This is a genomic window from Nitrosospira sp. Nsp2, from assembly GCF_003050965.1.
GTDB lineage: Bacteria > Pseudomonadota > Gammaproteobacteria > Burkholderiales > Nitrosomonadaceae > Nitrosospira.
In genome coordinates this window covers 79,255-105,279 of sequence record NZ_QAOU01000002.1, presented here as the reverse complement: position 1 = coordinate 105,279, position 26,025 = coordinate 79,255, and the positions used below count along the sequence as shown (strand labels likewise).

Annotated in this window: 22 protein-coding genes; 13 read left to right on the top strand and 9 right to left on the bottom strand. The window is 55.3% G+C overall.

Annotation, left to right across the window (positions count from 1 at the left end):
• Positions 1 to 182 precede the first annotated feature (182 nt).
• The 5 genes from C8R31_RS04620 to C8R31_RS04600 all read left to right on the top strand — a co-directional run bounded on the left by C8R31_RS04620 (position 183) and on the right by C8R31_RS04600 (position 4,532).
• Positions 183 to 848 carry a hypothetical protein gene (locus C8R31_RS04620; RefSeq protein WP_107692910.1) on the top strand — a complete coding sequence of 222 codons (666 nt, stop codon included), beginning with the start codon at positions 183 to 185 and terminating at the stop codon, positions 846 to 848.
• Positions 849 to 1,265: 417 nt separating this feature from the next.
• Positions 1,266 to 2,075: an SLATT domain-containing protein gene (locus C8R31_RS04615; RefSeq protein WP_219907447.1), complete on the top strand. Its 810-nt coding sequence runs from the start codon at positions 1,266 to 1,268 to the stop codon at positions 2,073 to 2,075.
• Between the two features lie 398 nt (positions 2,076 to 2,473).
• Positions 2,474 to 2,926: a carboxymuconolactone decarboxylase family protein gene (locus C8R31_RS04610; RefSeq protein WP_107692909.1), complete on the top strand. Its 453-nt coding sequence runs from the start codon at positions 2,474 to 2,476 to the stop codon at positions 2,924 to 2,926.
• Positions 2,927 to 3,427: 501 nt separating this feature from the next.
• Positions 3,428 to 3,988 (top strand): cytochrome P460 family protein, encoded by a 561-nt coding sequence (locus C8R31_RS04605; RefSeq protein WP_107692908.1) that lies wholly within the window; start codon positions 3,428 to 3,430, stop codon positions 3,986 to 3,988.
• A gap of 79 nt (positions 3,989 to 4,067) precedes the next feature.
• Complete coding sequence (locus tag C8R31_RS04600; RefSeq protein WP_258192544.1) at positions 4,068 to 4,532, top strand: cupin domain-containing protein; 465 nt, start codon at positions 4,068 to 4,070, stop codon at positions 4,530 to 4,532.
• Positions 4,533 to 4,676: 144 nt separating this feature from the next.
• Here the strand turns inward: C8R31_RS04600 and C8R31_RS16455 are convergent, their stop codons facing one another.
• The 3 genes from C8R31_RS16455 to C8R31_RS04585 form a co-directional block, all read right to left on the bottom strand.
• Positions 4,677 to 5,021, bottom strand: coding sequence for a PEP-CTERM sorting domain-containing protein (locus tag C8R31_RS16455; RefSeq protein ID WP_107692907.1), 345 nt, complete (start codon positions 5,019 to 5,021; stop codon positions 4,677 to 4,679).
• Between the two features lie 790 nt (positions 5,022 to 5,811).
• On the bottom strand, positions 5,812 to 6,927 hold the full coding sequence (locus tag C8R31_RS04590) for an HAF repeat-containing PEP-CTERM protein (RefSeq protein ID WP_107692906.1): 1,116 nt from the start codon (positions 6,925 to 6,927) through the stop codon (positions 5,812 to 5,814).
• Positions 6,928 to 7,410: 483 nt separating this feature from the next.
• Positions 7,411 to 8,559 carry an HAF repeat-containing PEP-CTERM protein gene (locus tag C8R31_RS04585; RefSeq protein WP_107692905.1) on the bottom strand — a complete coding sequence of 383 codons (1,149 nt, stop codon included), beginning with the start codon at positions 8,557 to 8,559 and terminating at the stop codon, positions 7,411 to 7,413.
• Here C8R31_RS04585 and C8R31_RS04580 point away from each other — a divergent pair.
• The 3 genes from C8R31_RS04580 (at position 8,558) to C8R31_RS04570 (ending at position 11,638) form a co-directional block, all read left to right on the top strand.
• Positions 8,558 to 8,827 (top strand): hypothetical protein, encoded by a 270-nt coding sequence (locus C8R31_RS04580; RefSeq protein WP_107692904.1) that lies wholly within the window; start codon positions 8,558 to 8,560, stop codon positions 8,825 to 8,827. The genes C8R31_RS04585 and C8R31_RS04580 overlap by 2 nt on opposite strands.
• Before the next feature lie 310 nt (positions 8,828 to 9,137).
• Positions 9,138 to 10,298: an HAF repeat-containing PEP-CTERM protein gene (locus tag C8R31_RS04575; protein ID WP_107692903.1), complete on the top strand. Its 1,161-nt coding sequence runs from the start codon at positions 9,138 to 9,140 to the stop codon at positions 10,296 to 10,298.
• 116 nt (positions 10,299 to 10,414) lie between these two features.
• A complete protein-coding gene (locus C8R31_RS04570; RefSeq protein WP_107692902.1) occupies positions 10,415 to 11,638 on the top strand; it encodes an HAF repeat-containing PEP-CTERM protein in 1,224 nt (407 codons plus the stop codon).
• Positions 11,639 to 11,695: 57 nt separating this feature from the next.
• On the opposite strand, the gene clpB is transcribed toward C8R31_RS04570, so the two are convergent.
• Positions 11,696 to 14,293, bottom strand: coding sequence for an ATP-dependent chaperone ClpB (gene clpB, locus C8R31_RS04565; protein ID WP_107692901.1), 2,598 nt, complete (start codon positions 14,291 to 14,293; stop codon positions 11,696 to 11,698).
• A gap of 225 nt (positions 14,294 to 14,518) precedes the next feature.
• Between clpB and nadC the strand changes: the two genes are divergently transcribed.
• The gene (gene nadC / locus C8R31_RS04560) at positions 14,519 to 15,370 is read left to right on the top strand and encodes a carboxylating nicotinate-nucleotide diphosphorylase (protein ID WP_107692900.1); all 852 of its coding nucleotides are present in this window, start codon (positions 14,519 to 14,521) and stop codon (positions 15,368 to 15,370) included.
• Here the strand turns inward: nadC and C8R31_RS04555 are convergent.
• A complete protein-coding gene (locus C8R31_RS04555) occupies positions 15,356 to 15,793 on the bottom strand; it encodes a DUF1810 domain-containing protein (RefSeq protein ID WP_107692899.1) in 438 nt (145 codons plus the stop codon). The two genes, nadC and C8R31_RS04555, sit on opposite strands and share 15 nt — an antisense overlap.
• Before the next feature lie 403 nt (positions 15,794 to 16,196).
• Here C8R31_RS04555 and C8R31_RS04545 point away from each other — a divergent pair, with 403 nt between their 5' ends.
• From C8R31_RS04545 to C8R31_RS04535, 3 genes are read left to right on the top strand one after another with little or no spacing between them, the layout of a single operon-like run.
• Positions 16,197 to 17,405 (top strand): cation:proton antiporter, encoded by a 1,209-nt coding sequence (locus C8R31_RS04545; RefSeq protein ID WP_107692897.1) that lies wholly within the window; start codon positions 16,197 to 16,199, stop codon positions 17,403 to 17,405.
• Complete coding sequence (locus C8R31_RS04540) at positions 17,402 to 18,517, top strand: YbdK family carboxylate-amine ligase (RefSeq protein ID WP_107692896.1); 1,116 nt, start codon at positions 17,402 to 17,404, stop codon at positions 18,515 to 18,517. The genes C8R31_RS04545 and C8R31_RS04540 overlap by 4 nt, the downstream gene beginning before the upstream one ends.
• Positions 18,518 to 18,541: 24 nt before the next feature.
• A complete protein-coding gene (locus C8R31_RS04535) occupies positions 18,542 to 19,318 on the top strand; it encodes a gamma-glutamyl-gamma-aminobutyrate hydrolase family protein (protein WP_107692895.1) in 777 nt (258 codons plus the stop codon).
• Between the two features lie 1,076 nt (positions 19,319 to 20,394).
• Here C8R31_RS04535 and C8R31_RS04530 read toward each other — a convergent pair.
• The 4 genes from C8R31_RS04530 to C8R31_RS04515 form a co-directional block, all read right to left on the bottom strand.
• Positions 20,395 to 20,703 carry an HU family DNA-binding protein gene (locus tag C8R31_RS04530; protein WP_107692894.1) on the bottom strand — a complete coding sequence of 103 codons (309 nt, stop codon included), beginning with the start codon at positions 20,701 to 20,703 and terminating at the stop codon, positions 20,395 to 20,397.
• Positions 20,704 to 21,090: 387 nt separating this feature from the next.
• Positions 21,091 to 22,506 (bottom strand): threonine synthase, encoded by a 1,416-nt coding sequence (thrC, locus tag C8R31_RS04525; protein ID WP_107692893.1) that lies wholly within the window; start codon positions 22,504 to 22,506, stop codon positions 21,091 to 21,093.
• A gap of 196 nt (positions 22,507 to 22,702) precedes the next feature.
• Positions 22,703 to 24,019: a homoserine dehydrogenase gene (locus C8R31_RS04520; protein WP_107692892.1), complete on the bottom strand. Its 1,317-nt coding sequence runs from the start codon at positions 24,017 to 24,019 to the stop codon at positions 22,703 to 22,705.
• Between the two features lie 115 nt (positions 24,020 to 24,134).
• A complete protein-coding gene (locus C8R31_RS04515; protein ID WP_107692891.1) occupies positions 24,135 to 25,361 on the bottom strand; it encodes a pyridoxal phosphate-dependent aminotransferase in 1,227 nt (408 codons plus the stop codon).
• 253 nt (positions 25,362 to 25,614) lie between these two features.
• Here C8R31_RS04515 and C8R31_RS04510 point away from each other — a divergent pair, with 253 nt between their 5' ends.
• Complete coding sequence (locus C8R31_RS04510; RefSeq protein WP_107692890.1) at positions 25,615 to 25,983, top strand: Mth938-like domain-containing protein; 369 nt, start codon at positions 25,615 to 25,617, stop codon at positions 25,981 to 25,983.
• The last annotated feature ends 42 nt before the right edge of the window (positions 25,984 to 26,025 follow it).

The window sequence follows — 26,025 nt, the reverse complement described above, 5'->3', positions numbered from 1 at the left end:
AATCGATCCGCTGTTACTGAAATAGGCTGGAAGATTCAATAATACCCTCCGTTTCTATATTAATATCATCATGGTAGAGATACTCATATTTTTACAGTGAATGTTAAATCCTCACAAAAGGTAATAAATGAGCGGAACTATCCAAATCCGTGAAAACTTAATTGGTTAGGGCTAGGATGCCTATGAGAGAAATACTTGAGGTAATTGAATCAAGAATAAAAAGCCCTGTTTTGGGTTATTTCATATTTGCGTTCGTTGCTATAAATTGGAAGGTTATTTTTTATCTTTTTGTTGAAAATAAAAGTGCTCTAGATCGAATATCTTATTTCGAAAGCAACACAGATTTCGTTTTTCTTCTCATTCTTCCCGCAATCGCAGCCGGAATATTTTCCGTTGCTTACCCGTGGATTAATTACTTTTTCTTGCATTTATGCATTAAGCCCACCGAGCTCAAAAATAGTGTCCAAGCCCGAACAGAGCATAATTTATTAGTAGTGAAGCAGGGGCTCGAAAATATTCGGTCCGAGATACTTTCACGCAGGGAAAGAGAATTGATCGATAGAGCAAAAAGAGACGAGGAGTTGAATAAAATTGAAGATCAAGAAATAAAAGAAAAGCTAAAATCGGAAATAGGCGAGTTGAGAATAAAGGGAGGAGCAATCGCGAATCCCCCGATAAATCCTGCGGGTTCTACATCGGTTACAGAACTTTTGGATTATGCAGCTAGATATCGGGAGCTTGCTAAGACCGCAGGCCCGAAAGAGAATCTAGATTATTTAGCCCGCGCTCGTGAGGCGGAGCTCCGGGCCCATCAAATTGTTATGGGTTCAAAACAAATCTCTGTCTGATCGCCTTTCGGGCGTTTTGCGGCCTTCGCCCGACTAGCACGCCCATGCCGTGCTCAGGTCAAGCGGAGTTTGAAGCGTACCGCTTTTAAATTCCAATTTCTCTTTCGGCGAAAACTATCCGTCCGATTTGTGTGAGTGTGCGACTTTCGTTACAGGGGGAAACATGTCCGACTCGAACCGAGGACCTACGGGTTCAAGGTTCACATCGATATCGTTCTAGTATCTACATATCGTCTACACAAATAGCAATGGTGCCGACACCAAGATTCGAACTCGACCTTCTGATTACAAATCAGTGGCGTCTTCCCTACGCTCGTTGTGATGTTTCTTCTCTAATTTGGGAAGAAGAAACTTTTTCACTCTTTATGTAGGCTGCATTTCCCCCCGCATTTTTTGAAATCCCACACTGATTATCTGGTGTACCTCGTCACACTGGTAAATACTGCTGAGTTAGTTAAAATCACAGTACCTATGAGACGACCGCCGAGCTTTCGCCTTGTGGGCGTCGAGCCTCCCACGCCGATAAACTCGCTTGATACGCGCCGTTTAAGCTCCATCGAAGTGAACGGCGGGGTGGCCATTGGAATCAAGTATATTGGACTTAAATTGAAGAAAGAAGCTGATTTACTAAATCTTTATAAGAAAGTTGACGCCACATCCAAGATGCGCTTTCACTCATCTCGTCGTTTGAAATTACACACAAGACTGTCAACAGCAACGATTGTCTTTATATCGTTAGTATTAATTCTTATAGCGCTTATGCAGGCATATAGCTTAGGAGTCAATATTCATTCGAGGCATCTCGCTTTAATTCAAGTCTTTTCTTCAATAACAGTGCTTGTGTATTCCCTGCTAATTGACAAAAATGGTTTTTCAAGCCTATCTGAAAGAATGTATTCCTGTGCGTCTCGTTTAGGCGAGTTGAAGCAAAAAATGTATCCCTTTTTGGAATCTGGAACTCCTGAGCAATACGCGGGTTTTAGAGATGAATACCATGAGATTCTTAAACTATATGAAGCAGCAGCTATTAATGATTTTAATGCCGATTACATGCGGGCTCAACTCGATATGCCGGAAAATTATAAGTTTAGTTTGCATGTAAAAGCGTGGTTAAAGACAAAAGTCGCATTTATGTATATCCTAAATTTTTCTCAGTACTTCGTGATCTTGGTAATTTTTGGCTGGTTGCTTTATTGGCTATGGTTTGGACCAGCGGTCATAACTTAGGCTCTCGATCGATCAGCATGTTTCTTCTTCACTTTCGGGGTAGCTTGTACTGAGGGTCGACTCGACCGCTTACCCTGCGCCGCCCGCCTCTTTCGCGCTTGCCGCCAACATGACGCAAGCCCCTCGGCGCCGCGTCATCCCTTCGCATATATCGCTTAGGATTTAATAAACGTTGTTCCCCCATTCCTGCTATCCACGGTAATGGAATCCTTGGGCCAAAGCTGCCTTCAAGTATTTCTGACATCTCTAACTTCTTGCCTTTTCTTTATCGTCATCTATAACTGAACTGAAAATGCAGAATGGCGATGGCGGGCGGTGGCTTGTCGCCATGGTGCATGTTGCGCGGCCGGGTTGGTGAGCTTGTTCATCGGCGTTATACATACAGATAAGGAGATTTCATGTCAGAAAGAATCAATCTTGGTAAATCCGCTCCAGCGCTTTACCAGGCAGTCATGGGCCTTGAGAAGCTGTCGGCTGAGGCCGTTGCTTCCGCAGACATTCAGGCTGGCTTTGCAAATCTATTGCGCCTTCGTGCATCCCAGCTCAACCAGTGCGCATACTGTGTGAGGATGCATACTCGCGATGCCCTTTCCAGTGGCGAGTCAACCGATCGCATAAGTGTCCTGCCAGCCTGGCGGGAAAGTGGGTATTTCACCGAAAAGGAACGCTCATCATTGGCACTGGTAGAAGCAATAACACTGATCTCTGACGGGCAAGTACCAGAAGCCATCTATGAGCAAGCAGCAGCCAATCTGTCAAAGGATGAAATATCGGCTGTCGAGTGGCTTTCGATAGTCATCAATGCCTGGAATCGCATTGCCACTTCCAGCCGTTATCCTGTGAAGCCGTGAGCATGGCCGGCAGTTCATTCAGCCAAAGCCGCTGCTCGGCTCGGTTTAAGTCAGGCGTTAGGCATGACGATTTCAACCGAACAGGAGAGCAATGTAATGAAATAGCATCGGATTTTCGGTGGTAGGTGGTTTCGGGGCGCGCAGGCCCGCAGCCTTTTGAAGCAGCTAGCTGATGACGGTCACTCGGTCCGTGTGACATCCAGCAAGAAAGTGACACACAACGCTGGAGGAAAGGTTGAGCGCATTCATGTGGACCTTTTAACGGCCGAAGGAATGACAAGTGCTCCTGATGGGATTGGTCGCGCGTTTTTGAAGGCGCCGGCCACGCACCCCGTGTAAAACTCCGGCTCCAGCTTGCTCGGTGGGCTGTGTATTGGAAGCCTGATCCTGGTGGCGACTGGAGAGGGAAAGGCGCAAATCGCAGGAGACTCTGCCCACCATGAAATCAAGGAAAGATAGCAACAACCGCAATAATCAAATCTCGATGATGAGAAATATACAATGAACTATTTTTTAGCTGTATTCCTGGGCTTGACCGGGGTTCTGTTTACCTGTCAATCCCAGGCAAGTGATCTTGCGACTAAAACCTATGCAACTTATGTCAATAAAACCGGGGAAATTAGTCTGCCCGCAAACCACAGACACCATTGGAGTCATTTGGGCTCATGGGCGGTTAATGATGCCAAGGCGCCGGGCTACGGTTTCCACGATGTTTACACACAGCCGGAGGTAGTCAAGGCATTCCTTGAAACCGGCCAGTTTCCCGATGGGGCAGTTTTAATAAAGGAAGTCCGCAAGATGAACTCACGTGCGTTGACCACTGGACCGGCGGTATGGGCAGGCGATATATCCGTATGGTTTGTGATGATCAAGGATACAAAAGGTCGTTTCAAAGGCAATGCCAACTGGGGGGAAGGTTGGGGATGGGCGCTGTTTGAAGCCGAAAACCGGAAAATAAATACATCCAAAGGTTACCTGGAAAGCTGTCTTCCCTGCCATGTGCCGGCAAAACAAACCGGCTGGGTATATATCGAAGGCTACCCCACCCTCGAACCACAATAAACGCACTGGAGAACCATTCGGTGAAGGCATCCTGCGGTGGATTTGTATCGTTTAATTTTTAGCAACGAAGGAGAACACGATGTTTACTAGATTTCTCTGCGGAGTTGCCCTCGCAGTTCTCTCGGTGAGTGCAACATCTGCCGATAACTTGCCTGCTGATAAGTCCAAGGTAACGGTCGTCTTTGATCACGTTCTTCCGAATGTGCCCGGCAAGAGCATGAAAGGCGTGCTCGTCGAATATCAGCCGGGTGGCTCATCGCCAGCACATACCCACCCAAAATCGGCTTTCATCTACGCAACGGTCCTGGAGGGGGAAATTCGTAGCAAAGTCAATGACGGTCCGGAAAAGGTTTACCGCGCCGGCGAGAACTTCGCGGAACTACCAGGCGATCATCATGGCGTCAGCGCAAATAACAGCAAGACTCAACCCGCACGCCTGCTGGCCGTCTTTAAAGAACCGAGTCTTGCAGTCACGCCCGCGGCCTGGAGGATAAGGCTGGATGTGGGAGGGAATAAAGGGATCAAACCGGTCCAGCATCAATAACGTCAACCAATAACGTCAAGAAGACGTCGGCTGACCGGATTGCACGGTTCAGCATCTCACCCAGCAGGAAGCGGCCCTCAGGCATCGGTAACAATAAGCAACGAGGGCGCATCTTCCCCTTTGTGGCTCGGCATCAAACGCTGCTCAAGCAGACTTGCGGTGGCGCGCGATAAAGCCCAGCAGACCCAGACCGGCCAACAGCATGGCATAGGTTTCGGGTTCGGGGATTATTACGCTAATGGCGGCGACTTGCCCATGATTATTGATCCCCGTCGCCATGCTTAGAACAGCTCCGCCCGGCACACTCACCAACGAGTTTAAGTCGGTCATGCCCGCGCCATTGGGGCCGGTGATAAAGGTGTGGTCAGCACCTGCGGCCGTGTTGGACTGCCCCACCACCTGCCCGGCGTCGTTGATGCCATGGGCGAAACTGGAAAATCCACCCAGTGTCCCGAGCTCGGTCAGTCCCTTGCCGTTGGAACCTACCATATAGGAATGGAACTCCTGCTGTGCCGAGACGGGTCTACATTCTTGGCGACTAGCAGGCGCGCACGTAATCGTCGCAATTGCGTCTAATGCATGTTCTAGATCGGCCTGTTAATGAGTCTGGGTCAGCTAAACACCGCCCGCAACTCGGACGACAAAATGGACCGCCGCCATCACCTCCTCCGCCTCCACCTGTTTGGTCCAAGCAACGAAGTACACAAACGCTTCTTAAAAAACTATCCTGAATGCGGTCACAATTCGCTTGGCAGAAACCTATAGGTAATTGAGGCAAGACCTCGCGACTGCTTCTCACGTCATTGGGAGTATTAGCTATCGCACGATAATGATCACTCGTTCTGTAAATAGATTTTTCTGCAGTAAATCCTGGCATGTTCATCGTATTCATTTCATATCTCCCTTAGATTGTTCGGGTGGTCCAGACTTTCCGTGAGCACATGCTCTGCGATTTGCCCGGTTCGAGTACCCCACAACCTCCATCTATTTGTATACCAGTTCATCCTAAAAACAAGGAGTCGCATTGGAAATCGGTTAATAAAGCCTAGGCCGAGACGTTGCCCCACCCATCGACATTTAGCGCTGAGAAGGCAGGATCAAAGCTGGCAAGACCCTTCCCAGTACTTAGCCTTGACCGAAAGCAAAGATGCTGGATTTTGCCAAAGATCCGATGAACGGCAGGTGTTACAGGCTATTACGCGAGCCAAGGCGATTGGCTGACCAAGCAACTACCGTTACAGCAAGTGAAAGTGTTTGACTAGTTAAGGGCTACCCCAGGCTAAGGCCTCACACTCATCTTCTTTCGCCGCGAAGTGAATCCGATCAGGACCAGGCCCGCAAGAAAGAGCGCGGAGATTTCCGGCTCCGGGATGGCGAGGGCGATGACCTGCCCCGCGTCGTTGATGTCGGTAGCTTGGGCTAGAATCACCCCGCCAGGCACATCAACCGGCGAATTGAGGTCCATCATCCCTCTGCCACCGGGGCCGGTTATGAAAGCATGCGCCACGCCTTCAGCTGTCTCTGCCAAACCCACCACCTGTCCGACGTTGTTGATGCCGAAAGCCTCGCTGTTGAAACCACCTAAAGTGCCAAGATCTTTCATGCCCATCCCATCGGGGCCGGTAATGAATGCATGCGAAAGAGTATCTCCAGCGAGGTAAGACTCACCCACCACCTGCCCGGTGTCGTTGATGCCTAAAGCCTGGCTGAAAGCACCACCCAACGTGCCAAGGTCGCGCATACCCATCCCGTTGGGGCCGGTAAGGGAAGCATGGCTCCCAGATTGACCCACCACCTGCCCGGCGTTGTTGATGTCATTAGCACCGACCGCGCCAAGGTCCCTCATGCCCATCCCGTTAGCGCCGGTGATGAAAGCATGGTAAGCGCCTCCAGTCGTCCAAGAATAACCAACCACCTGTCCGGCGGCGTTGAGGCCGTTAGCAGAGCTGGTGTCAATGGAGCCCGTACCGCCCAAAGTGCCAAGGTCTCGCATGCCCATCCCATTAGGGCCGGTGATGAAAGCATGGTAGTCGCCTCCAGTCGTCAGAGAATAACCGGCAACCTGACCGGCGTCGTTGATGCCATGAGCCTGGCTGAGAGGACCGCGCAGCGTGCCAAGGTCTCTTAGACCCACCCCGTTGGGGCCGGTGATAAAAGCGTGGTGAGAGCCTTCGGCCGTCCGAGACCAACCCACCACCTGCCCGGCGTCGTTGATGCCATGAGCCTCAGTAAGACCACCGCTCAAGCTGCCAATATCGGTTGCCGTCTTGCTGTTGAGGTCGATGAGGTATGAACGATAATACTGGGCGGAGGCACTGGTGCCGAAACCAAAACCAGTGAGAAATACTGCAGCCAGGATAAAGCCATGGACTTTGAGGCCAGGGGTAATTTTCATGATGAATCCTCTTCAGTCTTTCTTCAACAACAGGATAGAACTGCCAGGCTGTCGAAACGCAATACTCTTGCTTTAAAGATAGATAAAGGATTGGCATTAACAAGGTGGACGAAATCGAGATGCCCCTGGAAGGCAACAGCAAAGGCATTTAGCGGGTTCCTGAGGGAAAGGGCAATCTTCCTCATTTAACGCTCCGGCGGCTTTAAACGCGCCGCCTGGTTCTCGGCAAGGTTGTGGGAAGCAGGGTATTTGCGCCAAGGGAATTTAGCGCTTAAGGCAGACAAGGCTGACGAAAAGTAGCCTGCAGCGCCTGGCCTTGACGCTACCGAAACCGAAAACACTCGATTTTTGCCAAAAGTGGCGATGACTAAGGAGCGTCGGACCGACCTGACCGAACCTGCTCAGATACGCGAGGCTAAACAACAGTTGCCGCTACAGTGTGTTCGAAGTTATTTGACCCGAAGGTATTTGACCAGTACCGGGCTACCCTAGGTTCAAGGCCATCGCACTCGTCTTCTTACGCCGCGCAGTGAATCCGATCAGTGCCAGGCCCGCAAGAAAAAGCGCAGAGATTTCCGGCTCCGGGATGGCGAAGGCGATGACCTGTCCCGCGTTATTGATGCTGGTGGCTCGCTCTAGAATCACTCCCGGGGGCAGATGGACCACCGAATTAAGATCCGACATGCCTGCGCCATCGGGGGCGGTAATGAAAGCATGCGAATCACCTCCGGCCGTGTAAGAATAACCCACCACCTGTCCGGCGCTGTTGATGCCAAGAGCCTCGCTGTAATTATCGGTGCCAGCACCGCCCAAAGTGCCAAGATCTCTCATACCCATTCCATCGGGGCCGGTGATGAAAGCATAATGGCTCGCGTCTCCAGCCGTGCTAGACCAACCTATGACCTGCCCGGCATCGTTGATGTCAAAAGCAATGCTGATAGTCCCACCCAAAGTGCCAAGGTCTTTCATGCCCGTCCCGTTGGGGCCGGTGATGAAAGCATGGCGAGAGCCTCCAGCCGTGTCGGAATAACCCACCACCTGCCCCGCTTCGTTGATGCCAGAAGCAATGCTGATAGCCCCGCCCAAAGTGCCAAGGTCTTTCATGCCCGTCCCATCCGGGCCGGTGATGAAAGCATGTCTAGCGCCTCCGGCCCTCTCAGACCAACCTGTGACCTGCCCGGCGTCGTTGACGCCGAAAGCCCAGCTGGAAGTACCGCCCAAAGTCCCAAGGTCCCTCATGCCCATCCCATCGGGGCCGGTGATGAAAGCATGCTCACCGTAAGCCGTGGAAGAAAAACCCACCGCCTGCCCAGTGTCGTTGATGCCATAAGCGTGGCTGACAACACCGACCCCCAAAGTGCCAAGATCTCTCATGCCTAGGCCATCGGGACCGGTGATAAAAGCATGCTGAGCGTCAGCCGAGTAAGACCAACCCACCACCTGCCCTGCGTCGTTGACGCCGTACGCCTCAGTGAAACTACCGCCCAAGGTGCCAAGGTAGGATACCGTCTTGCTGTTGAGGTCGACGAGATATGAAAGTCGGGCAGAGGCACTGGTGCCGAAACCCAGACCAACAAAAAATGCTGCCGCGAGGATAAGGCTGGGGATTTTAAAGTTGTGGGCATTTTTCATGATGAATCCTCTTTTTTTTCAACAAAAGTATGCACAGCCATACGTAAAAAACAATAATCTTGCTCTAAAGATAGATAAGAGACTGAAAATTATCAAGGCCGTGATGGGCCTCAATCCGGTTAGTGATCTGCCCGGCGAACTGGTTCTCAAGCAAGCTCCCGGCGTCAATAACTCAAGTCAAGTCATCGCCAATCGTCCCGAAGCCGGATATCTCTGCGCTCTTTCTTGCGGCCTGGTCCTTGTTTCTTCGCGCGGCGAAAGAAGATGAGTGGGGAGGCTTTTAGCCGGGTAACCGGGTACTGGTCAAATAGCTTACAGAATGCGGTAGCGGGATGCCCCTGCTTCCCACAACCTTGCCTAGAAACGGGCAGCGCGTTTAAGGCCACTGGGGCCTTAAACGAGGAAGATTGCCCTTTCCCTCAGAAACTTCCTAAAGACCTTTGCTGTTGCCTTCCAGGGGCCTTTCGATTTCGTCCACCTAGTTAATTCCAATCCTTTATCTATCTTTAAAGTAGGAGTACTGGGTTTCGACAGCATGGTAGCCCCATCTTTGTTTAAAAAACTGGAGAGGAACCATCATGAAAATTACACCTGGCTTCAAAGTCCGTGGCTTTATCCTCGCAGCAGTATTTTCTGCTGGTGTGGGCTTCGGCACTAGTGCCTTAGCACAAGTACAACATGCATACCTCATCGACCTCAACAGCAAGACGGCTACCGAGTTTGGTGCTCTGGGCGACGCCCCCAACTCCAGGGGGGCCAGTGCCATCAATGACGCCGGACAGGTGGTGGGCGGATTTGTCGCGGACGACGGTACTCGACATGCTTTCATCACCGGCCCCGATGGGGTTGGCATGAGAGAACTTGGCACTTTGGGCGGTGATTACGTCGCTGCTACTGGCATCAACGATGCCGGGCAGGTGGTGGGGGCTTCTAGCACCGCTGGAGGTCGCACCCATGCTTTCATCACCGGCCCCAACGGGATGGGCATGAGGGACCTTGGCACTTTGGACGGTACTGGCAGCAGTATTGCTAACGGCATCAACGACGTCGGGCAGGTGGTGGGGACTTCTTACACGGCTGACGGCGCTCGACATGCTTTCATCACCGGCCCCGATGGGATGGGCATGAGAGACCTTGGCACTTTGAGCGGTACTTCTTACAGTGTGCCTTTTGGCATCAACAACACCGGGCAGGTGGTGGGTCAGTCCACCATACCTGAAGTCGCTCAACATGCTTTCATAACCGGCCCTGATGGGACGGGTATGAGGGATCTTGGCACTGGTGAGGCTGTGGGCATCAATGAGACCGGGCAGGTGGTGGGTTATTCTTACACGGCTGACGGCTCTCACCATGCTTTCATCACCGGCCCCGACGGGATGGGTATGAGAGACCTTGGTAGTTTTGGGGGTGCTGGCCCATATGTCTCCTCTGCTTTGGATATCAACGACGCCGGGCAGGTGGTGGGTTATGTTTCTAGGGAAAACGGCCTCCCTTATCAACAACATGCTTTCATTACCGGCAGCAACGGCACAGGCATGATAGACCTCAATTCCCTGATTCATCTGCCTAAGGGGGCGATTCTATTCTCGGCCTACGACATCAATAACGCCGGGCAGGTCATCGCGATTGGAGTTATCCCTGAGCCGGAAGTTTATGCGCTCTTTCTTGCAGGCCTAGCCCTTGTCGGGTTTGTCGCGCGGCGAAAGAAGATGGGTGGGGAAGCTTTTCGCCTGGGGTAGGCCTGTAGTTGAGGTAAAGACACGATTCGCGCTTTAAAGCACGCTAAGCCGCTGCATTGCTTTTTGACAGCTTGGCAGTCCCGTCCTTTCATCGAGAAAATTGAGAAGGATTCATCATGAAAATCATCCGTGCCTTCAAAGTCCGTGGCTTTATCCTCGCTGCCGCATTTTCTGCTGGTCTGGGTTTCGCCACCAGCGCCTCCGCACAAGCAAGACATTCATACCTGGTCGACCTCAACAGCAAGACCGTAACTGATATTGGCACCTTGGGTGGTCTTTCCAGCTATGCTATCGGCGTCAATGACGGCGGGCAGGTGGTGGGTTCGTCTGATACGGCTGGAGGCACCCATGCTTTCATCACCGGCCCCGATGGGATCGGCATGAGAGACCTTGGCACCTTAGGTGGGACTAGCAGCGATGCTTTTGGCATTAACGACGCCGGCCAGGTCGTGGGTTATTCTTACCTGGGTGGAGGCATGGCTTCAGGAGGCGCCTACCATGCTTTCATCACCGGCCCCGATGGGATGGGCATGAGAGACCTTGGCACTTTGGGTGGTAGTATTTCCAGCCATGCGTTCGGCATCAACGACACGGGGCAGGTGGTCGGTTCGTCGATGAGTCTGACTGATCAAGGTGGTTATAACCAACATGCTTTTATCACAAGCCCCAATGGGATGGGTATGAGGGATCTTGGTATTGTGGCGGGCTCTTACAACGAGGCTCGTGGCATCAACGATGCGGGGCAGGCGGTGGGATTTTATTATGGAAACACGGGAGCCTTCAGCGTCCATGCTTTCATGACAGGCCCCAACGGAATGGGCATGAGAGAGCTTGACACTTTGGGTGGTGATGCGAGCGCTTCTGGCATCAATGACGCAGGGCAGGTCGTGGGTTCCGCGGGCGGTTCTGTTTTTTCTGACCAGCCTAGCCATGCTTTCATCACCGGACCCGCCGGAGAGAGCATGAGAGACCTCGGCACTTTGGGCGGTCCTGGCAGCTATTATGATTACAGCTATGCTTCCGGCATCAACGACGCCGGGCAGGTGGTGGGGACGTCCTCCATCGGGGCCACTTGCTTCGCCTGCGAGCTGCGGCCGATTTCCCATGCATTCATCACGGGCCCTAACGGGGCAGGCATGATGGACCTCAATTCGCTAGTTGATCTGCCTGGTGGAGTGGTTTTATCCTCAGCCGCTGGCATCAATAATATGGGACAGGTCATCGCAATCGGAATCGTCCCAGAACCGGAGGTTTATGCGCTCTTTCTTGCAGGCTTGGCGCTGGTCGGATTCATTGCGCGGCGAAAGAAGATTAGCGCGGACGCCTTTAGCGTGAGGTAGGCCGGTGGGGAGACGCGGCCCAGGGACTAGCCGCGCCACCCCGAAGCAACACACAATTTAAGATTTAGCGAACGTCATCCCGCCATTCCTGCTGTCCACGGTAATCGTCTCCTTGGGGCCAAAGCGGCCTTCGAGTATTTCCTTTGCCAGCGGATTCTCAATCTGCGACTGGATCGCGCGCTTTAGCGGACGTGCGCCAAACACCGGGTCAAAACCCGCCCGGGCGATTTCATCCAGGGCCGCGTCGGTGACCTCAAGTTTCATCTCAAGCTTTGCCAGCCGCGCTTCGAGGTATTGCAACTGAATCCGCGCAATGGAGCGGATATTCTTCTCATCCAGTGCGTGGAACACAACCACCTCATCGATGCGATTGATGAACTCGGGGCGGAAATAGGTTTTAACCTCGCCCATCACCGCCAGCTTGATGACCTGGTAATCGTCCCCCGCCATCTGCTGGATCATTTGCGAACCCAGGTTGGAAGTCATGACCACCACGGTATTCTTGAAATCCACCGTGCGCCCCTGCCCATCGGTCATGCGGCCGTCATCCAGCACCTGCAACAGGACATTGAACACGTCGGGATGAGCCTTCTCCACCTCATCCAGCAGGATCACCGAATACGGTTTGCGACGCACCGCTTCGGTCAGGTAGCCGCCCTCCTCGTATCCGACATAACCGGGTGGCGCGCCGATCAGGCGGGCTACCGAATGTTTCTCCATGAATTCCGACATGTCGATGCGGATGAGATGGTCTTCAGAATCGAACAGGAACCCGGCCAGGGCCTTGCACAACTCCGTCTTGCCCACCCCGGTCGGACCCAGGAACAGGAACGAGCCGTAAGGACGGTTGGGATCGGCGAGACCCGCGCGCGAGCGGCGGATGGCATCGGACACCAGGCGCACGGCTTCATCCTGCCCGACCACGCGCTCGTGCAGCTTCTCTTCCATATGCAGCAGCTTTTCGCGTTCGCCCTGCATCATTTTGGAAACAGGAATGCCGGTCGCGCGCGACACCACCTCGGCGATTTCTTCCGCGCCCACCTGCGTTCGCAACAGCTTGGGCTTATGTTCGGCGCCCTGTTCGCGCTGTTCGCTCTCTGCGCTGAGTTGTGAATGCAGCTGCGCTTCCAATTGCGGCAAACGGCCATATTGCAGCTCTGAAACCTTCTGCCAGTCTCCCTGGCGCTTGGCGGCTTCCATTTCCAGCTTGATCTTCTCCATCTCTTCCTTGATGTGCTGGGTGCCGTGCACCTGGGCTTTCTCCGCATTCCAGATCTCTTCGAGATCAGCGTATTCACGCTCAAGTTTCGCTATTTCCTCTTCCAGGAGGGCCAGGCGCTTTTGCGACGCTTCATCCTTCTCCTTCTTCATTGCCTCGCGTTCGATCTTGAGCTGGATCAATCGACGGTCGAGCTTGTCTAATGCTTCCGGCTTTGAGTCGATCTCCATGCGTATTCGCGCCGCCGCTTCATCGATCAAGTCGATCGCCTTGTCAGGCAAAAAGCGGTCAGTGATGTAACGGTGAGACAGTTCCGCGGCGGCGACAATCGCCGGGTCGGTAATGTCCACCCCATGGTGAACTTCATATTTCTCCTGCAGGCCGCGCAGTATGGCGATGGTCGCTTCCACGGACGGCTCATCCACCAGCACCTTCTGGAAGCGCCTCTCCAGCGCCGCATCCTTCTCGACGTACTTGCGGTACTCGTCCAGCGTGGTCGCCCCCACACAGTGCAGTTCGCCGCGCGCGAGCGCGGGTTTAAGCATATTCCCGGCATCGATCGCGCCTTCCGCTTTGCCGGCACCCACCATCGTATGAAGTTCGTCGATAAACACAATAATGCCGCCTTCGGCCTGCGCGATCTCCTTCAAGACCGATTTCAGGCGTTCCTCGAACTCGCCGCGGTATTTGGCGCCTGCAAGCAACGCCGCCATATCCAGGGAAAGCACCTTCTTGTCCTTCAGGGTCTCGGGCACTTCGCCATTAATGATCCGCTGCGCCAGGCCTTCCACGATGGCGGTCTTGCCTACGCCTGGCTCGCCGATCAGGACGGGATTATTCTTGGTGCGCCGCTGCAACACCTGGATGGTGCGGCGGATCTCGTCATCCCGCCCGATAACGGGGTCGAGCTTGCCCATGCGCGCCCGCTCGGTCAGGTCGAGGGTATATTTCTTCAACGCTTCGCGGCTGCCCTCAGCTTCCGCGCTTCGTACATTCTCGCCCCCGCGGACCGCGCTGATCGCCTCCTCCAACGCTGCGCGGTTGGCGCCGTGCTGCCTCAACAGATTTCCGGTTTCGCCTTTATCCTGTATCGCTGCCAGCAGGAACATCTCCGATGCGATGAACTGATCGCCCCGTTTCTGCGCTTCCTTGTCGGCGAGATTGAGCAAATTGCCCAGTTCCCGCGAAACGGTGATTTCTCCGCCTGTCCCCTCCACCTTGGGCAGACGCTCGATACTTTTCTTCAGCGCATCGCGCAGCGGAGGCACATTGGCGCCCGCGCGCTGCAACAGCGAGGTAATACCGCCATCTTCCTGCTGCAAGAGCGCAAGCAGCAAGTGCTGGGGCTCGATATAGGGATTATCCAGGCCAACCGCGATGCTCTGCGCCGCCCCCAGCGCCTGCTGGAATTTGGTGGTTAACTTGTCGAAACGCATAAGGAAGCCCCCGGTTCGTTTTGAATAGGTTTTATATTAGGGGCGGAGACGGGAATTTCAAGGTCAGCAAGGGATTCAATATGATGCCGCAACCGGCCGGCCTATTACGCCCTACGCCCCTCCCCTACCCCCTACGCCCCTGCGCCCCCGCTGGTTGCCACTGGTTTGCACAGGCCATATTCGATTAGAATGTCCGCCCGAGCATCCTCTTAGACTCGAATCTTCATGGATTTAACCGCAGAAATCGAGAGAAACGTCAGCCAGGCCCTGGCAGAGGACATCGGCACCGGCGACCTGACGGCAGCCCTGCTTTCCGCTGATGAGGCCGCGGCCGCGACGGTGATAAGCCGCGAGACGGCCGTGTTATGCGGCGCCGGATGGTTCGAAGCGGCTTTTACGCAACTGGCGCCGCAAGCCGCGGTGCGCTGGTTCGTGCAGGATGGCGAGACCATCGGCGCCGGACAGAAACTTTGCGAGATCACGGGACCGGCGCGCGGGCTGCTTACAGCAGAGCGCACCGCCCTGAATTTCGTGCAGTTGCTCTCCGCGGTTGCCACCCGCACCCGGCTTTACGTCGACGCGGTTGCGAAAACCGGCGCGGTCATCGTCGATACGCGCAAGACACTACCGGGATTGCGGCTGGCGCAAAAGTACGCGGTCAGATGCGGCGGTGGCACCAATCATCGGCTGGGTTTATACGACGGCATACTCATCAAGGAGAATCACATCATTGCTGCGGGGGGCATCGCACCCGCCCTGCGCGCGGCGAGAAAGATTGCGCCGCCCGGGGTATTCGTCCAGATCGAAGTGGAAACCCTCAAGGACCTGCACACCGCCCTGGACGCCGGAGCGAAACTGGTGCTGCTGGACAACTTCGACCTCGACGGAATGTGCGAAGCGGTGATATTGAACGCCAGAGTGACCAACCGTGCCGCCGCGCTGGAGGCATCGGGGGGGATTACGCTCGACAACGTTCGCGCCGTGGCGGAAACCGGCGTGGACCGGATCTCGATCGGCAGCCTCACCAAGGACATCAAGGCAGTGGACCTGTCCATGCGCTTCTCATCGACCGTTTAAGGAAACTAGCGCGGCAAGCGTCCCGGGATCGGGTTCCCCCTGGAAATATTTTTCCAGGCATTGCTGGAATATTTCATTATTCGCCGTGACCTGCGCGAACAGGGACATCGACGACCGGAACTTCATATCGTCCGGATAACCGAAAATATCCTCCACTGAATGGCCCTTAAGATCGGCGACAATGCGGCTGCAGTCCCGCAACCGCGGCCCGAGGATGGGGTGCGCTAGATATGCTTCGGCTTCTTCACGGGAAGAGATGGCAAATCTTTGGGCCATTTCGCTGCGGCCCAGGCCCTGGACCTGTGGAAAGATGAACCACATCCAGTGGCTTTGCTTCCGTCCCTGCCGCAGTTCACGGCAAGCGCTCTCGAACACGGGCCGCTGAGCATCGACGAAGCGTTGAAGATTGTGGGGATCATCCATTTTTCGTCACAAAAACTGGTTAGCGGTTATATTATCGAGCCCGCCGCCGTTACTCATTGAAAGGGGAAACGAATTCCGCGTGGATCGGAAATTGGCCCCAGGTTAAACAGGCCGCGCGCTCCGTGCCCACCGTCGTTTCCGGGCACTGCTCAGCGGTTGGGTTTTTCTCGTCTCGTTCATAGTTTATAATGATTCTCCTTCCACTTGGGATCCAGCACCAAATGCGGGCGCCGCGCTGAACCAACGGAAGCATTTCCGGGGCCCGGCTTGAGGCCCTCCGAGTTTCTTCGAACCATTCAAACATCGGTTTTAAACCAATCACCCTCGAAGGAGACCGGATGCAATTGATAAGATTTTTCGCTGTCGGGCAGGGCGTTTCCCTGCAGTCCCTTCCCGGTACCGCATGACTTGGTCTGACTATCTTCCCGTATGGCCGTTTGCGGTGAGTCCGGCGCTATGGCTCGCGCTCACGCTCGTTATCGCGGTGCTCGTCAGCGAAATGATGGTGCGGCACCTGCGGTGGCCACGCATTGTCGGCTATATCGGCATCGGCATACTGTTGGGTCCCGGGGGGCTGAGCCTGATACCCGAGGTGTCGGCTGCCGAATGGCGGCTGGTGGTGGACCTGGCGCTGGGCATCCTGCTGTTCGAGCTTGGAAGCCGGGTGAACCTTCGCTGGCTCAAGGCCAACCCCTGGATTTTGGCCACCAGCCTGCTTGAAGCGACTGCCACGTTTGCCGCTGTTTTCGGGCTATTGAAATCGTTTGGCTATGCTGGGGCTGCTGCCGCCGTCGTCGCCACTATCGTCATCGCCACCTCTCCCGCCATTGTGGTGCGAATCGTTACCGAAACGCGCGCCCAGGGGCAGGTGACCGACCGGCTTATGCTCATGACCGCGCTCAACTGCATTTATGCGGTCATCTTTCATAAGCTGGCCGTCGCAGGCCTGCATGGAGCAACGGGGGCTGAACTGATCCATACCATATTGCCGCCCCTCTATCTCCTCGGTGGTTCCGCGCTGCTGGCCTGGTTGTTCGGTATTACCTTCGAGCGCATCCATCATTATCTGGGACAGCACGAAGAAACCTTTTCCTTTGTCCTGTTCGGCATGATCGCATTCGCGACCATCATGGCCTCGACGCTCAAACTCAGTCCAATTCTGGTGCTGCTGGCCGCGGGCCTTATCACGCGCTACCGCCGCAAGCGTCCGCGCACCTTTCCGCCGCACTTCGGCTCGGCGGGGGCTGTGCTCGTGGTGATGATGTTCATCGCGACCGGCCTCGCAGCCGACCTCGGCGGCTTGAGCGACAGCTTCCTGCTGGTATTGCTGCTCATCGTAGTGCGGGCGGCGGCCAAGCTCCTTTCGGTGCTGGCTCTGGCCAATTACAGCGGCATCGGCCTGCGCCAGGCTCTCGCATTGGGCGTGGCGCTGACGCCCATGTCCAGCGTCGCGCTTCTGCTTACGGTGGATACGGGAACGGTTTTTCCTGGCTTCGCCTCGGGACTGGGCCTTGCGCTGATGAGTTGTATTGTCATTCTTGAGCTTGCCGGCCCATTTCTGGTGCAAGCCGCCCTGCGGAAAGCGGGAGAGACGTCGGAGAACGGAAGATGAGCCTGATGCCCTTTGCTTCCTCGCGCCCCCTGACCTTGGGCGTGGAGCTTGAGCTGCAGCTGCTCAGCTGTAATGACTATAACCTGGTTTCCTCAGCCCCGGATATACTGCGCCGCCTGGAGAAATCCACGCACCCGGGCGAAATAAAGCCGGAGATGACCCGCAGCATGATCGAAATCAACACCTCTGTGCAGCAGGAGTACGGCGAGCTTGTCGAGGAACTGCTCACCCTGCGCAGCGCCGTTACCGATGCCGGTCGCTTTCTGAATGTGGCCGTGGCGGGCGGTGGCACCCATCCGTTCCAGCATTGGAGCGAACAGAAGATTTACGATGCGCCGCGCTTCCATTACCTGTCGGAACTGTACGGCTACCTGGCGAAGCAGTTCACCATCTTCGGCCAGCACGTCCATATCGGCTGTCCCGGACCGGATGAGGCGCTGCACCTGATGCATATGCTGTCGCGCTATATTCCCCACTTCATCGCGTTATCCGCCAGCTCTCCATTCGTACAGGGACACGATACCGGGTTTGCCTCGGCGCGGCTGAATTCGGTGTTCTCGTTCCCCTTGAGTGGACGTGCTCCGTTCGTGCTACGCTGGGAAGACTTCGAACAGTTTTTCTCGAAAATGACCGGCACGGGCGTGGTGGAATCAATGAAGGATTTTTATTGGGATATCCGACCCAAGCCAGAATTCGGCACCATAGAAGTCAGGGTGTGCGACACGCCTCTCACGGTAGAGATAGCGGCCGCCATTGCCTGCTATATTCAATCGATGTCACGATACATCATGGTGGAACAGCGTACCCCTCCGGAAGAGGACGATTACCTGGTTTATACCTTCAATCGTTTCCAGGCATGCCGTTTCGGCCTCGACGGCGTCTTTATCGATCCGCGCACCCACGTGCGGCGCAGTATTCGCGAGGATATCAACGACATGCTGGAACGCATCAGCGATCACGCGCGCGAACTGCGCGCGAGCGAGGCGCTGGAGCGCATCCGTGAAATACTCATTGTCGGCAATGGCACCAACTGGCTGCGCCAAACCTACGCGCGCGAGCACAATCTCGGCGATGTAATGCAATTGCAGGCCGAATTGTGGATGGGCAATTGAGGGCCAGCCTGGCGGCCCCCTACCATGCCCCGCCCGCTACGGATTGGCCTGTCGCCACGAATCCTGCATAACCCCCCGCCCGAACTCGGCTTTCGCAACAAGACCCTGCAATACCTCGAGCAAACGGTCGCGCACTGGATCATGCGGCGCGGCGCGCTGGTATTCATGTTGCCGGCGATCGAAACCGGGGGGGTTGAACGCTCCAAGGTACGCATCAGCGACTACGTGAGGGAAATAGACGGCCTGGTTCTGCAAGGAGGTGCGGACGTAAGTCCCGTCTCATATGGCGAAACGCCGGTGCGGCCCGAATGGTCCGGCGACCGGGTGCGCGATCTCTATGAAATGGAGCTTTTCTGGGAATGCGTGGTGCAGTCAAAGCCTGTGCTGGGCATCTGCCGCGGGCTGCAGCTGATCAACGTCGCGCTGGGCGGAAGCCTCTACCAGGATATCGTTACCGAAAATCCCGACGCCATGGCGCATGTGGACGCAGACTTGTACGACCAGCACCGGCACACGGTCCTGATCGAGGAGAACTCGCGCCTGGCGAAGCTATACGGGGACCAGCATCAGCATCTGGTCAACAGTATCCATCATCAGGCCATCAAGCGGCTTGGACGCGACTCCGTGGTCGAGGCTGTTTCCGCAAGCGACGGCATTATCGAGGCAATACGCATGCGCGGCCAATCCTATGTGACCGGCTTTCAATGGCATCCCGAGTTTCACGGCCTGGGCAGCGAACTGCTTGATTCCGGACCCATCCTGGACGACTTTCTTGCCGCTGCGGAAAAGCAGCGCAAGTGAACCAGGCACGCCGGTTATCAATGGACCCGCATACAGAACAGAACACCGGAAGTCCTCCGATGACCTTTTTTGAAATCGCTCCCGTTGAACGCTATGGAACTCGCAGGTTGGATTAGCACAGTATAATCCGACAGCACGACGCTCATGCGCCCGAGATCGGCGTCGAGTTATGCTGCGCCAGCCCAACCTGCGTTTCTGCGTTTTTCTGGCAAATTCCCTGTTAACTTAGCTTGCGAGGCGCAAAAAGCGAGGGTCATACAGCGACAAAATTTGCAACTTGTAATTTATCGTCTACAAAGAGTTGACTACACCTGTTTTCTCGATAGATGGGGCTTCCGGGAAGAGCAAGGAATAGGAAAAACCAGCAGTAAGCGAAAATGTTGTTCCGACGTGACACAAGATTCTTCGCTATTTAGAAATCTTTGTACTATAAATCCAAGGCAGCGTGCATGACATGGGTTGGAGCTATTACCAAAACTTGTGTATGACGAGTAATTGGAAGATTCGTGGTTGCATCAAGGAATCGCCGCCTGATCGTGCGGGCGGATTGAATTAGGCGAATAAATAGACTAAGAGGGGAAAATGCTGGGGGCAAGCCGGCAATTGCCGGACACATTAGAAGGTAGCTAATGTGTCCGGTCAGTCGGTTATCCGCGGGAATGACCTGCTCTTGTTTATTGGCTTCATTACGTCGAGTGCGATCCTTGAAAAAAGGAGCGGACTCCTGACGAAGCAATCAGTGAACAGGTGATTGGTTCCTGAAGAGAATAGAGGCGGACGTGCCTGTGCACGGGACGCACCCCCCCACCTGATTTTTGGATGCCCTCCTGTTACAAGTTGAGGGCCAGGCTGCGGGGGGCATGAGTGTCTGAGGCCAGGCGATTGAGCGCCCTTGAAGAGAAAGCAGAACAGCAAGCTCAAGCATCTGATGGCCGATGCACTGCTGGACACCGCAGCGGTACGTGGAGGACGTGGGGTGGCGCTATCAACGTCGGCATGGGCTGATGGGAATTTCCGCTTCTGTGTTGCGGAATCAGCCACTAGCCCGAGCGTTGAAACGCGCACATTTGCTTGCGCTAACCCTGGCGCCTATTGCCGTCCTTACCCTTGCCCTCATTGAGCGCAGCCTTAAATGCCGCACCCGGTTTGAATATAGCAACCTTGGAGGCCGCAATCGCGAGTTCTTCCCCTGTCTTGGGATTTCGGCCAGTACGGGCAGAACGCTCGCGTATTCCGAAGGAACCAAAACCGGGTAGCGATAAGGAATCCCCTTTTTTCAGGGCATCCGAAATAACCTCGATCAGCGCAACAATAGCGCGTTCCGCATCGACTTTGCGAGAGCCGGTTTTAGCGGCCATCGCATCAATAAGTTCTTTTTTATTCATGACTTTGACGAACCTGTTTCATTGTAATGGGCCTTTCAGCTTACGCGCTTGACGAGTGAGAGCAATAGTCTCAAAGTGCCATCCTGCCTGGTAGCACCGCCAGGGTTCCGGCTGTTGTGAAAAGCGCGAATTATCAGGCTGAAAATTCGCGAAATAATCCCCATGGAATCGCCCTCGAGAAGGCGAGAAGTGCCCCCGATTCGGGTGGCATGAATAACTTTTATCGGTAACTTTTATCGCAAGGTTTAGGCCGGGGGGAAATCGATACGGGCGGGGAAGGTCCGGCGGGGATCAGCGGACGAGCGACGAGATCAACGAAGGCAGGAAGGCGCCCAGGCAGGAAGGTGTCCCAAGGCAGAGTGGGAAGCCGGGAAAGTGCAGCTCCCTCTAATCCTGGCGGGCCTGCTCGGCAATAAAGGCCTTGACCACGTCCGGATCGGCATTCATGACCACGTACCGTTGCGGCAGGTCTTCGATATTCTCATAGCCGGCGGGACGGGCGGGTTCACTTCCGATAGCCTCGACAATGCTCTCGGAAAACTTGACCGGGAGGGCAGTTTCGAGGCAGACCAGCGGCACGCCGGCCTCACGATGCTCCAACCCCACTTTCAAACCGTCGGCGGTATGCGGATCGACCAGCAGGCCATACATTTCGCGTACCTTGCGTATCATCTCAATCCGGGCCGAATGGCTGCTGGTACCGGACACCATGCCAAAATCATTCATTCTCTCCCATAAGGGGGTTCCGGCAAGATCAAAGGCCCCACCCGCGTCCACCACGTCCCATAATTCTTTTACCCTTGCCGCGTCCCGTCCGGTAAGGTCGAAAATGAAGCGCTCGAAGTTGGACGCTTTCGAAATATCCATTGAGGGACTGCTGGTGTGCAGTGTTTCGGCGGTTTCCCGGGGGCGATAGCGACCCGTCCTGAAGAATTCATCCAGCACATCGTTTTCGTTAGTGGCAAGAATCAGGTTCCTGATGGGCAATCCCATCATGCGGGCAACATGCCCCGCGCAGATATTGCCGAAATTGCCGGATGGCACGGAAAAGGACACCTGTTCCTCGTTTGAGCGGGTCGCGGCAAAGTAACCTTTGAAATAATAGACAATCTGCGCTGCAATCCTGGCCCAGTTGATCGAATTGACGGTGCCAATGCGGTACTTCTGCTTGAAGGCAATATCATTGCTGGTTGCTTTGACGATATCCTGGCAGTCGTCGAATACCCCCCGAATGGCGATATTGAAAATGTTCGGGTCTTGCAGGGAAAACATCTGCGCGGTCTGGAAGGGGCTCATCTTGCCTTGCGGCGACAGCATGAATACGCGAATGCTGCGCTTGGCGCGCATGGCGTGTTCCGCGCTCGGACCCGTATCCCCGGATGTCGCGCCCAGGATGTTCAGGCGCTCTCCTGTTTTTTCGAGGGCATATTCGAACAGGTTGCCCAGCAGTTGCATGGCGATATCCTTGAACGCCAGCGTCGGGCCATACGACAACCCGAGGATATGCAACCCCGGCTCCAGCGTTTTGAGCGGCGTGATTTCGTCGCTTTGAAACGCTTCCGCGCTATAGGTGCGCGCGATCATGTCGCGCAGGTCATCCGTGGGGATATCGTCCGCAAACCGGGAAATGATCTCGAACGCAAGTTCCGCGTAACTCAGGCCGCGCAGTCTGGCCAGCCCGGCCGCATCGATTTGCGGATAGGTTTCGGGCATGGCAAGCCCGCCATCGGGCGCGAGCCCGCCCAGCAGGATTTGGGAAAACTTCTTTGGCGGCATTCCGCCGCGAGTGGAAATGTAGCGCATTCGTTCACCGTCAAGGAATACAGAATGTTCTTTAACTGAAAAAATTGCATGGCGGCAGCGTTTTGGCTCGCTCCCCCAGGCTTTCCTAAAGGCCTTTCATGAAGGCTGTTATTGAGCCGGGCCGCCGTTGAAGCCGTTTCAAAAGATTACAGGGGGCTCCCCGCGACTCGGCGGCCAAATGTGTCCAACGCCGCCATTATTTGCTGTTCAAGTGTTCCAGCCGAATTCGCGTGACCTTGCCGGTCATTGTCGGCAGCTTCGTGATTTTGGCGATGGCCGCATTAATTTGTTTTTCGAGCGTCACATGGGTGAGCATGATGATATCGACCTGTTCTTCCCCTTCACTGGGCTCTTTCTGCACCATGGCTTCAATGGAAATGCCCAGGTCCGCAAGTATGCGCGCGATATCCGCGAGCGCCCCCGGCTTGTCCAGGACCCGCAGCCGCAAGTAATAGGAAGTCTCCACTTCCTCCATCGGCAGGATCGGCGTATCCGATAACAGGTCGGGCTGGAACGCGAGATGGGGAACGCGGTGCTTGGGATCCGCAGTATGCATGCGGGTCACATCCACGAGATCGGCCACGACTGCGCTGCCGGTCGGTTCCGCACCCGCGCCCGCGCCATAATAGAGTGTTGCGCCCACCGCATCGCCTTTTACCACGACCGCGTTCATCACGCCCTCGACATTGGCGATCAGCCGCCGGGCCGGAATGAGTGTTGGATGAACCCGTAGTTCGATCCCCCCCTCCGTACGGCGGGTAAGGCCCAGGAGCTTGATGCGGTAGCCCAGTTCCTCGGCGTAGCGGATATCTTCGCGCGTCAGTTTCGCGATGCCTTCGGTATAGACCTTCTCGAACTGCATGGGAATGCCGAAGGCAATCGAAGCCATGATAGTAAGCTTGTGCGCGGCATCGATGCCTTCGATATCGAAGGTCGGATCGGCCTCGGCATACCCCAGCTTTTGCGCCTGCTTCAGCGCGGTATCAAAAGTCAGACCTTTGTCGCGCATTTCGGAAAGAATGAAATTGCTGGTGCCGTTGATGATTCCGGCAATCCATTCGATGCGGTTTGCCGTCAATCCCTCGCGCAGCGCCTTGATGATGGGGATGCCGCCCGCGACCGCCGCCTCGAACGCAACCATGACCCCCTTTTTCTGCGCCGCGGCGAAGATCTCGGTGCCGTGCGAGGCCAGCAAAGCCTTATTCGCGGTAATGACGTGTTTGCCGTTGTCGATGGCCTTCAGTATCAGTTCCTTTGCAACGGTGTAGCCGCCGATCAACTCGACCACGATATCGATATTCGGGTCCGACACAACCTCATTGGCATCGGCCGTGACAAGCACGCCTTCGCCCGCGAGCTGGCGCGCCTTCTCCACGTCGCGATCCGCGATCATGCGGATGACAATGCCTCTGCCGGCCCGGCGCGTAATTTCTTCCTGGTTGCGTTCGAGGACGGCATACGTACCGCCGCCGACAGTGCCGATGCCTATTAGTCCTACATTGATGGGTTTCATAGCGTGAGTAATATTATTATTCAGATAAATCGGTTGATTGGCTGGGAGGCACCGTTTTCATTTCCCTCCGCCATGCTTTCGTCCGCTCTCAGGTCCCGCAAGTCCCTCACGATTCTCAGGTACGGTGCCGCTTGCGGTACCGCCCGAGAAAATCGGCGACGCGGCCCAGCGCTTCGGTAAGGTCATCGCTGTTAGGCAGGAAGACGACGCGGAAATGATCCGGTCGCGGCCAGTTGAACCCGCTTCCCTGCACCACCAGCACCTTTTCTTCCAGAAGCAGATCCAGCACGAACTGCTCGTCGTCCTCGATCGGATACATTTTTGGATCGAGACACGGGAATAAATACATCGCCGCGCTGGGCTTGACGCAGGAAACTCCGGGAATATCCGTCAGCAGTTTCCAGGCGAGATCGCGCTGCCGCATGAGCCGCCCGGTGGGCAGGACAAGATCGTTAATGCTCTGGTATCCGCCCAGTGCGGTCTGGATGCCGAATTGCGATGGAACATTCGCACACAGGCGCATCGAAGCCAGCATGGTGAGTCCGGCAATGTAGTCGCGGGCATATTGTTTTGTTCCTGAAACCACCGCCCAGCCGGAACGGAAACCGGCGGCGCGATAGTTCTTGGACAAACCGTTCAGGGTGACAAATAGCACGTCATCCGCCAGCGAGGCGATCGATGTGTGCTCAGCGCCGTCGTACAGTACTTTATCGTAGATTTCGTCCGCATAAACGATCAACTGATGCTGGCGGGCGATCTCGATGATTTCGAACAGCATCTCGTCCGGATAAAGCGCTCCGGTCGGATTATTCGGGTTAATGATGGCGATTGCGCGAGTGTTCGAATTGACCTTCGAGCGGATATCGTCGAGGTCGGGGAGCCAGCCGGACTGTTCATCGCAAACATAGTGCCGCGCCGTGCCTCCCGCGAGCACCACGGCCGCCGTCCATAGCGGATAGTCGGGGGAAGGAACCAGTACCTCATCGCCAGTATTGAGAAGCGCCTGCATGGCCATCACAATCAGCTCGGAAACACCGTTGCCGATGTAAATGTCCTCCATCCGCACGTCCTTGACGCGCTTCTGCTGCGTGTAGTGCATGATCGCCTTGCGCGCCGCGAAAAGACCCTTCGAGTCGCAATAGCCCGATGCGGCGGAAAGGTTATGAATCACATCCTGCAGGATCTCCTCCGGCGCGTCGAAACCGAAAGACGCGGGGTTGCCGATATTCAGCTTGATGATGTATTGCCCTTCCTCCTCCATTTGCCGGGCACGGTCGAGCACCGGCCCGCGGATGTCATAACAGACATTCGCCAGCTTGCTGGATTTCAGGATGGGCCGCATGGATGGGAAAGCGTGATCGCGTGATCGCGTAGTCGCGTAATGGGATAGGGTGCCGGTAATGCCAGTCAAGCGCCGGTAGGAATAACCAGTGACGGATTTTTACCGCTTCAGGACCTCGCGGCTCGTCCGTCAATCAGGAAAATGCTACTTTTTCCGCCATTGTTTACACTTGAGCAGGCACAAAAACTTTATCACGGCACGAAAAAGATGTAATGTTACCCGACCAGCCAACCTGCCGCAAATGGAGCCTTGATTGAAGCTGCATCTTTCCGGAATGACCGGACAGAATATGTTCACCGGCTATGGGGCCGGGCATGTCATTATCAACCACCAGCGTTACGAGCACAGCCTGATCGTATTGCCTGACCGCATCATCGAAAACTGGGATGCGACCGCCTTCGAGGACGTCACGGCGGAACACTTCGACTTCGTGAAGTCGCTGCAACCGGAAATGGTGTTGTTCGGCACCGGGGCCACGCTGCGTTTTCCGCACCCGCGGCTGACCCGGAGCCTGCTCCAGGCGGGCATCGGCGTAGAGGTGATGGATACCGCGGCCGCCTGCCGCACCTACAACATCCTCACCGCGGAAGGGCGGCGGGTTGCGGCGGCGCTGCTGATCTAGCCTCTTGCCGCATTACTCGGTACGCTGCGCGCTAATCTGGCG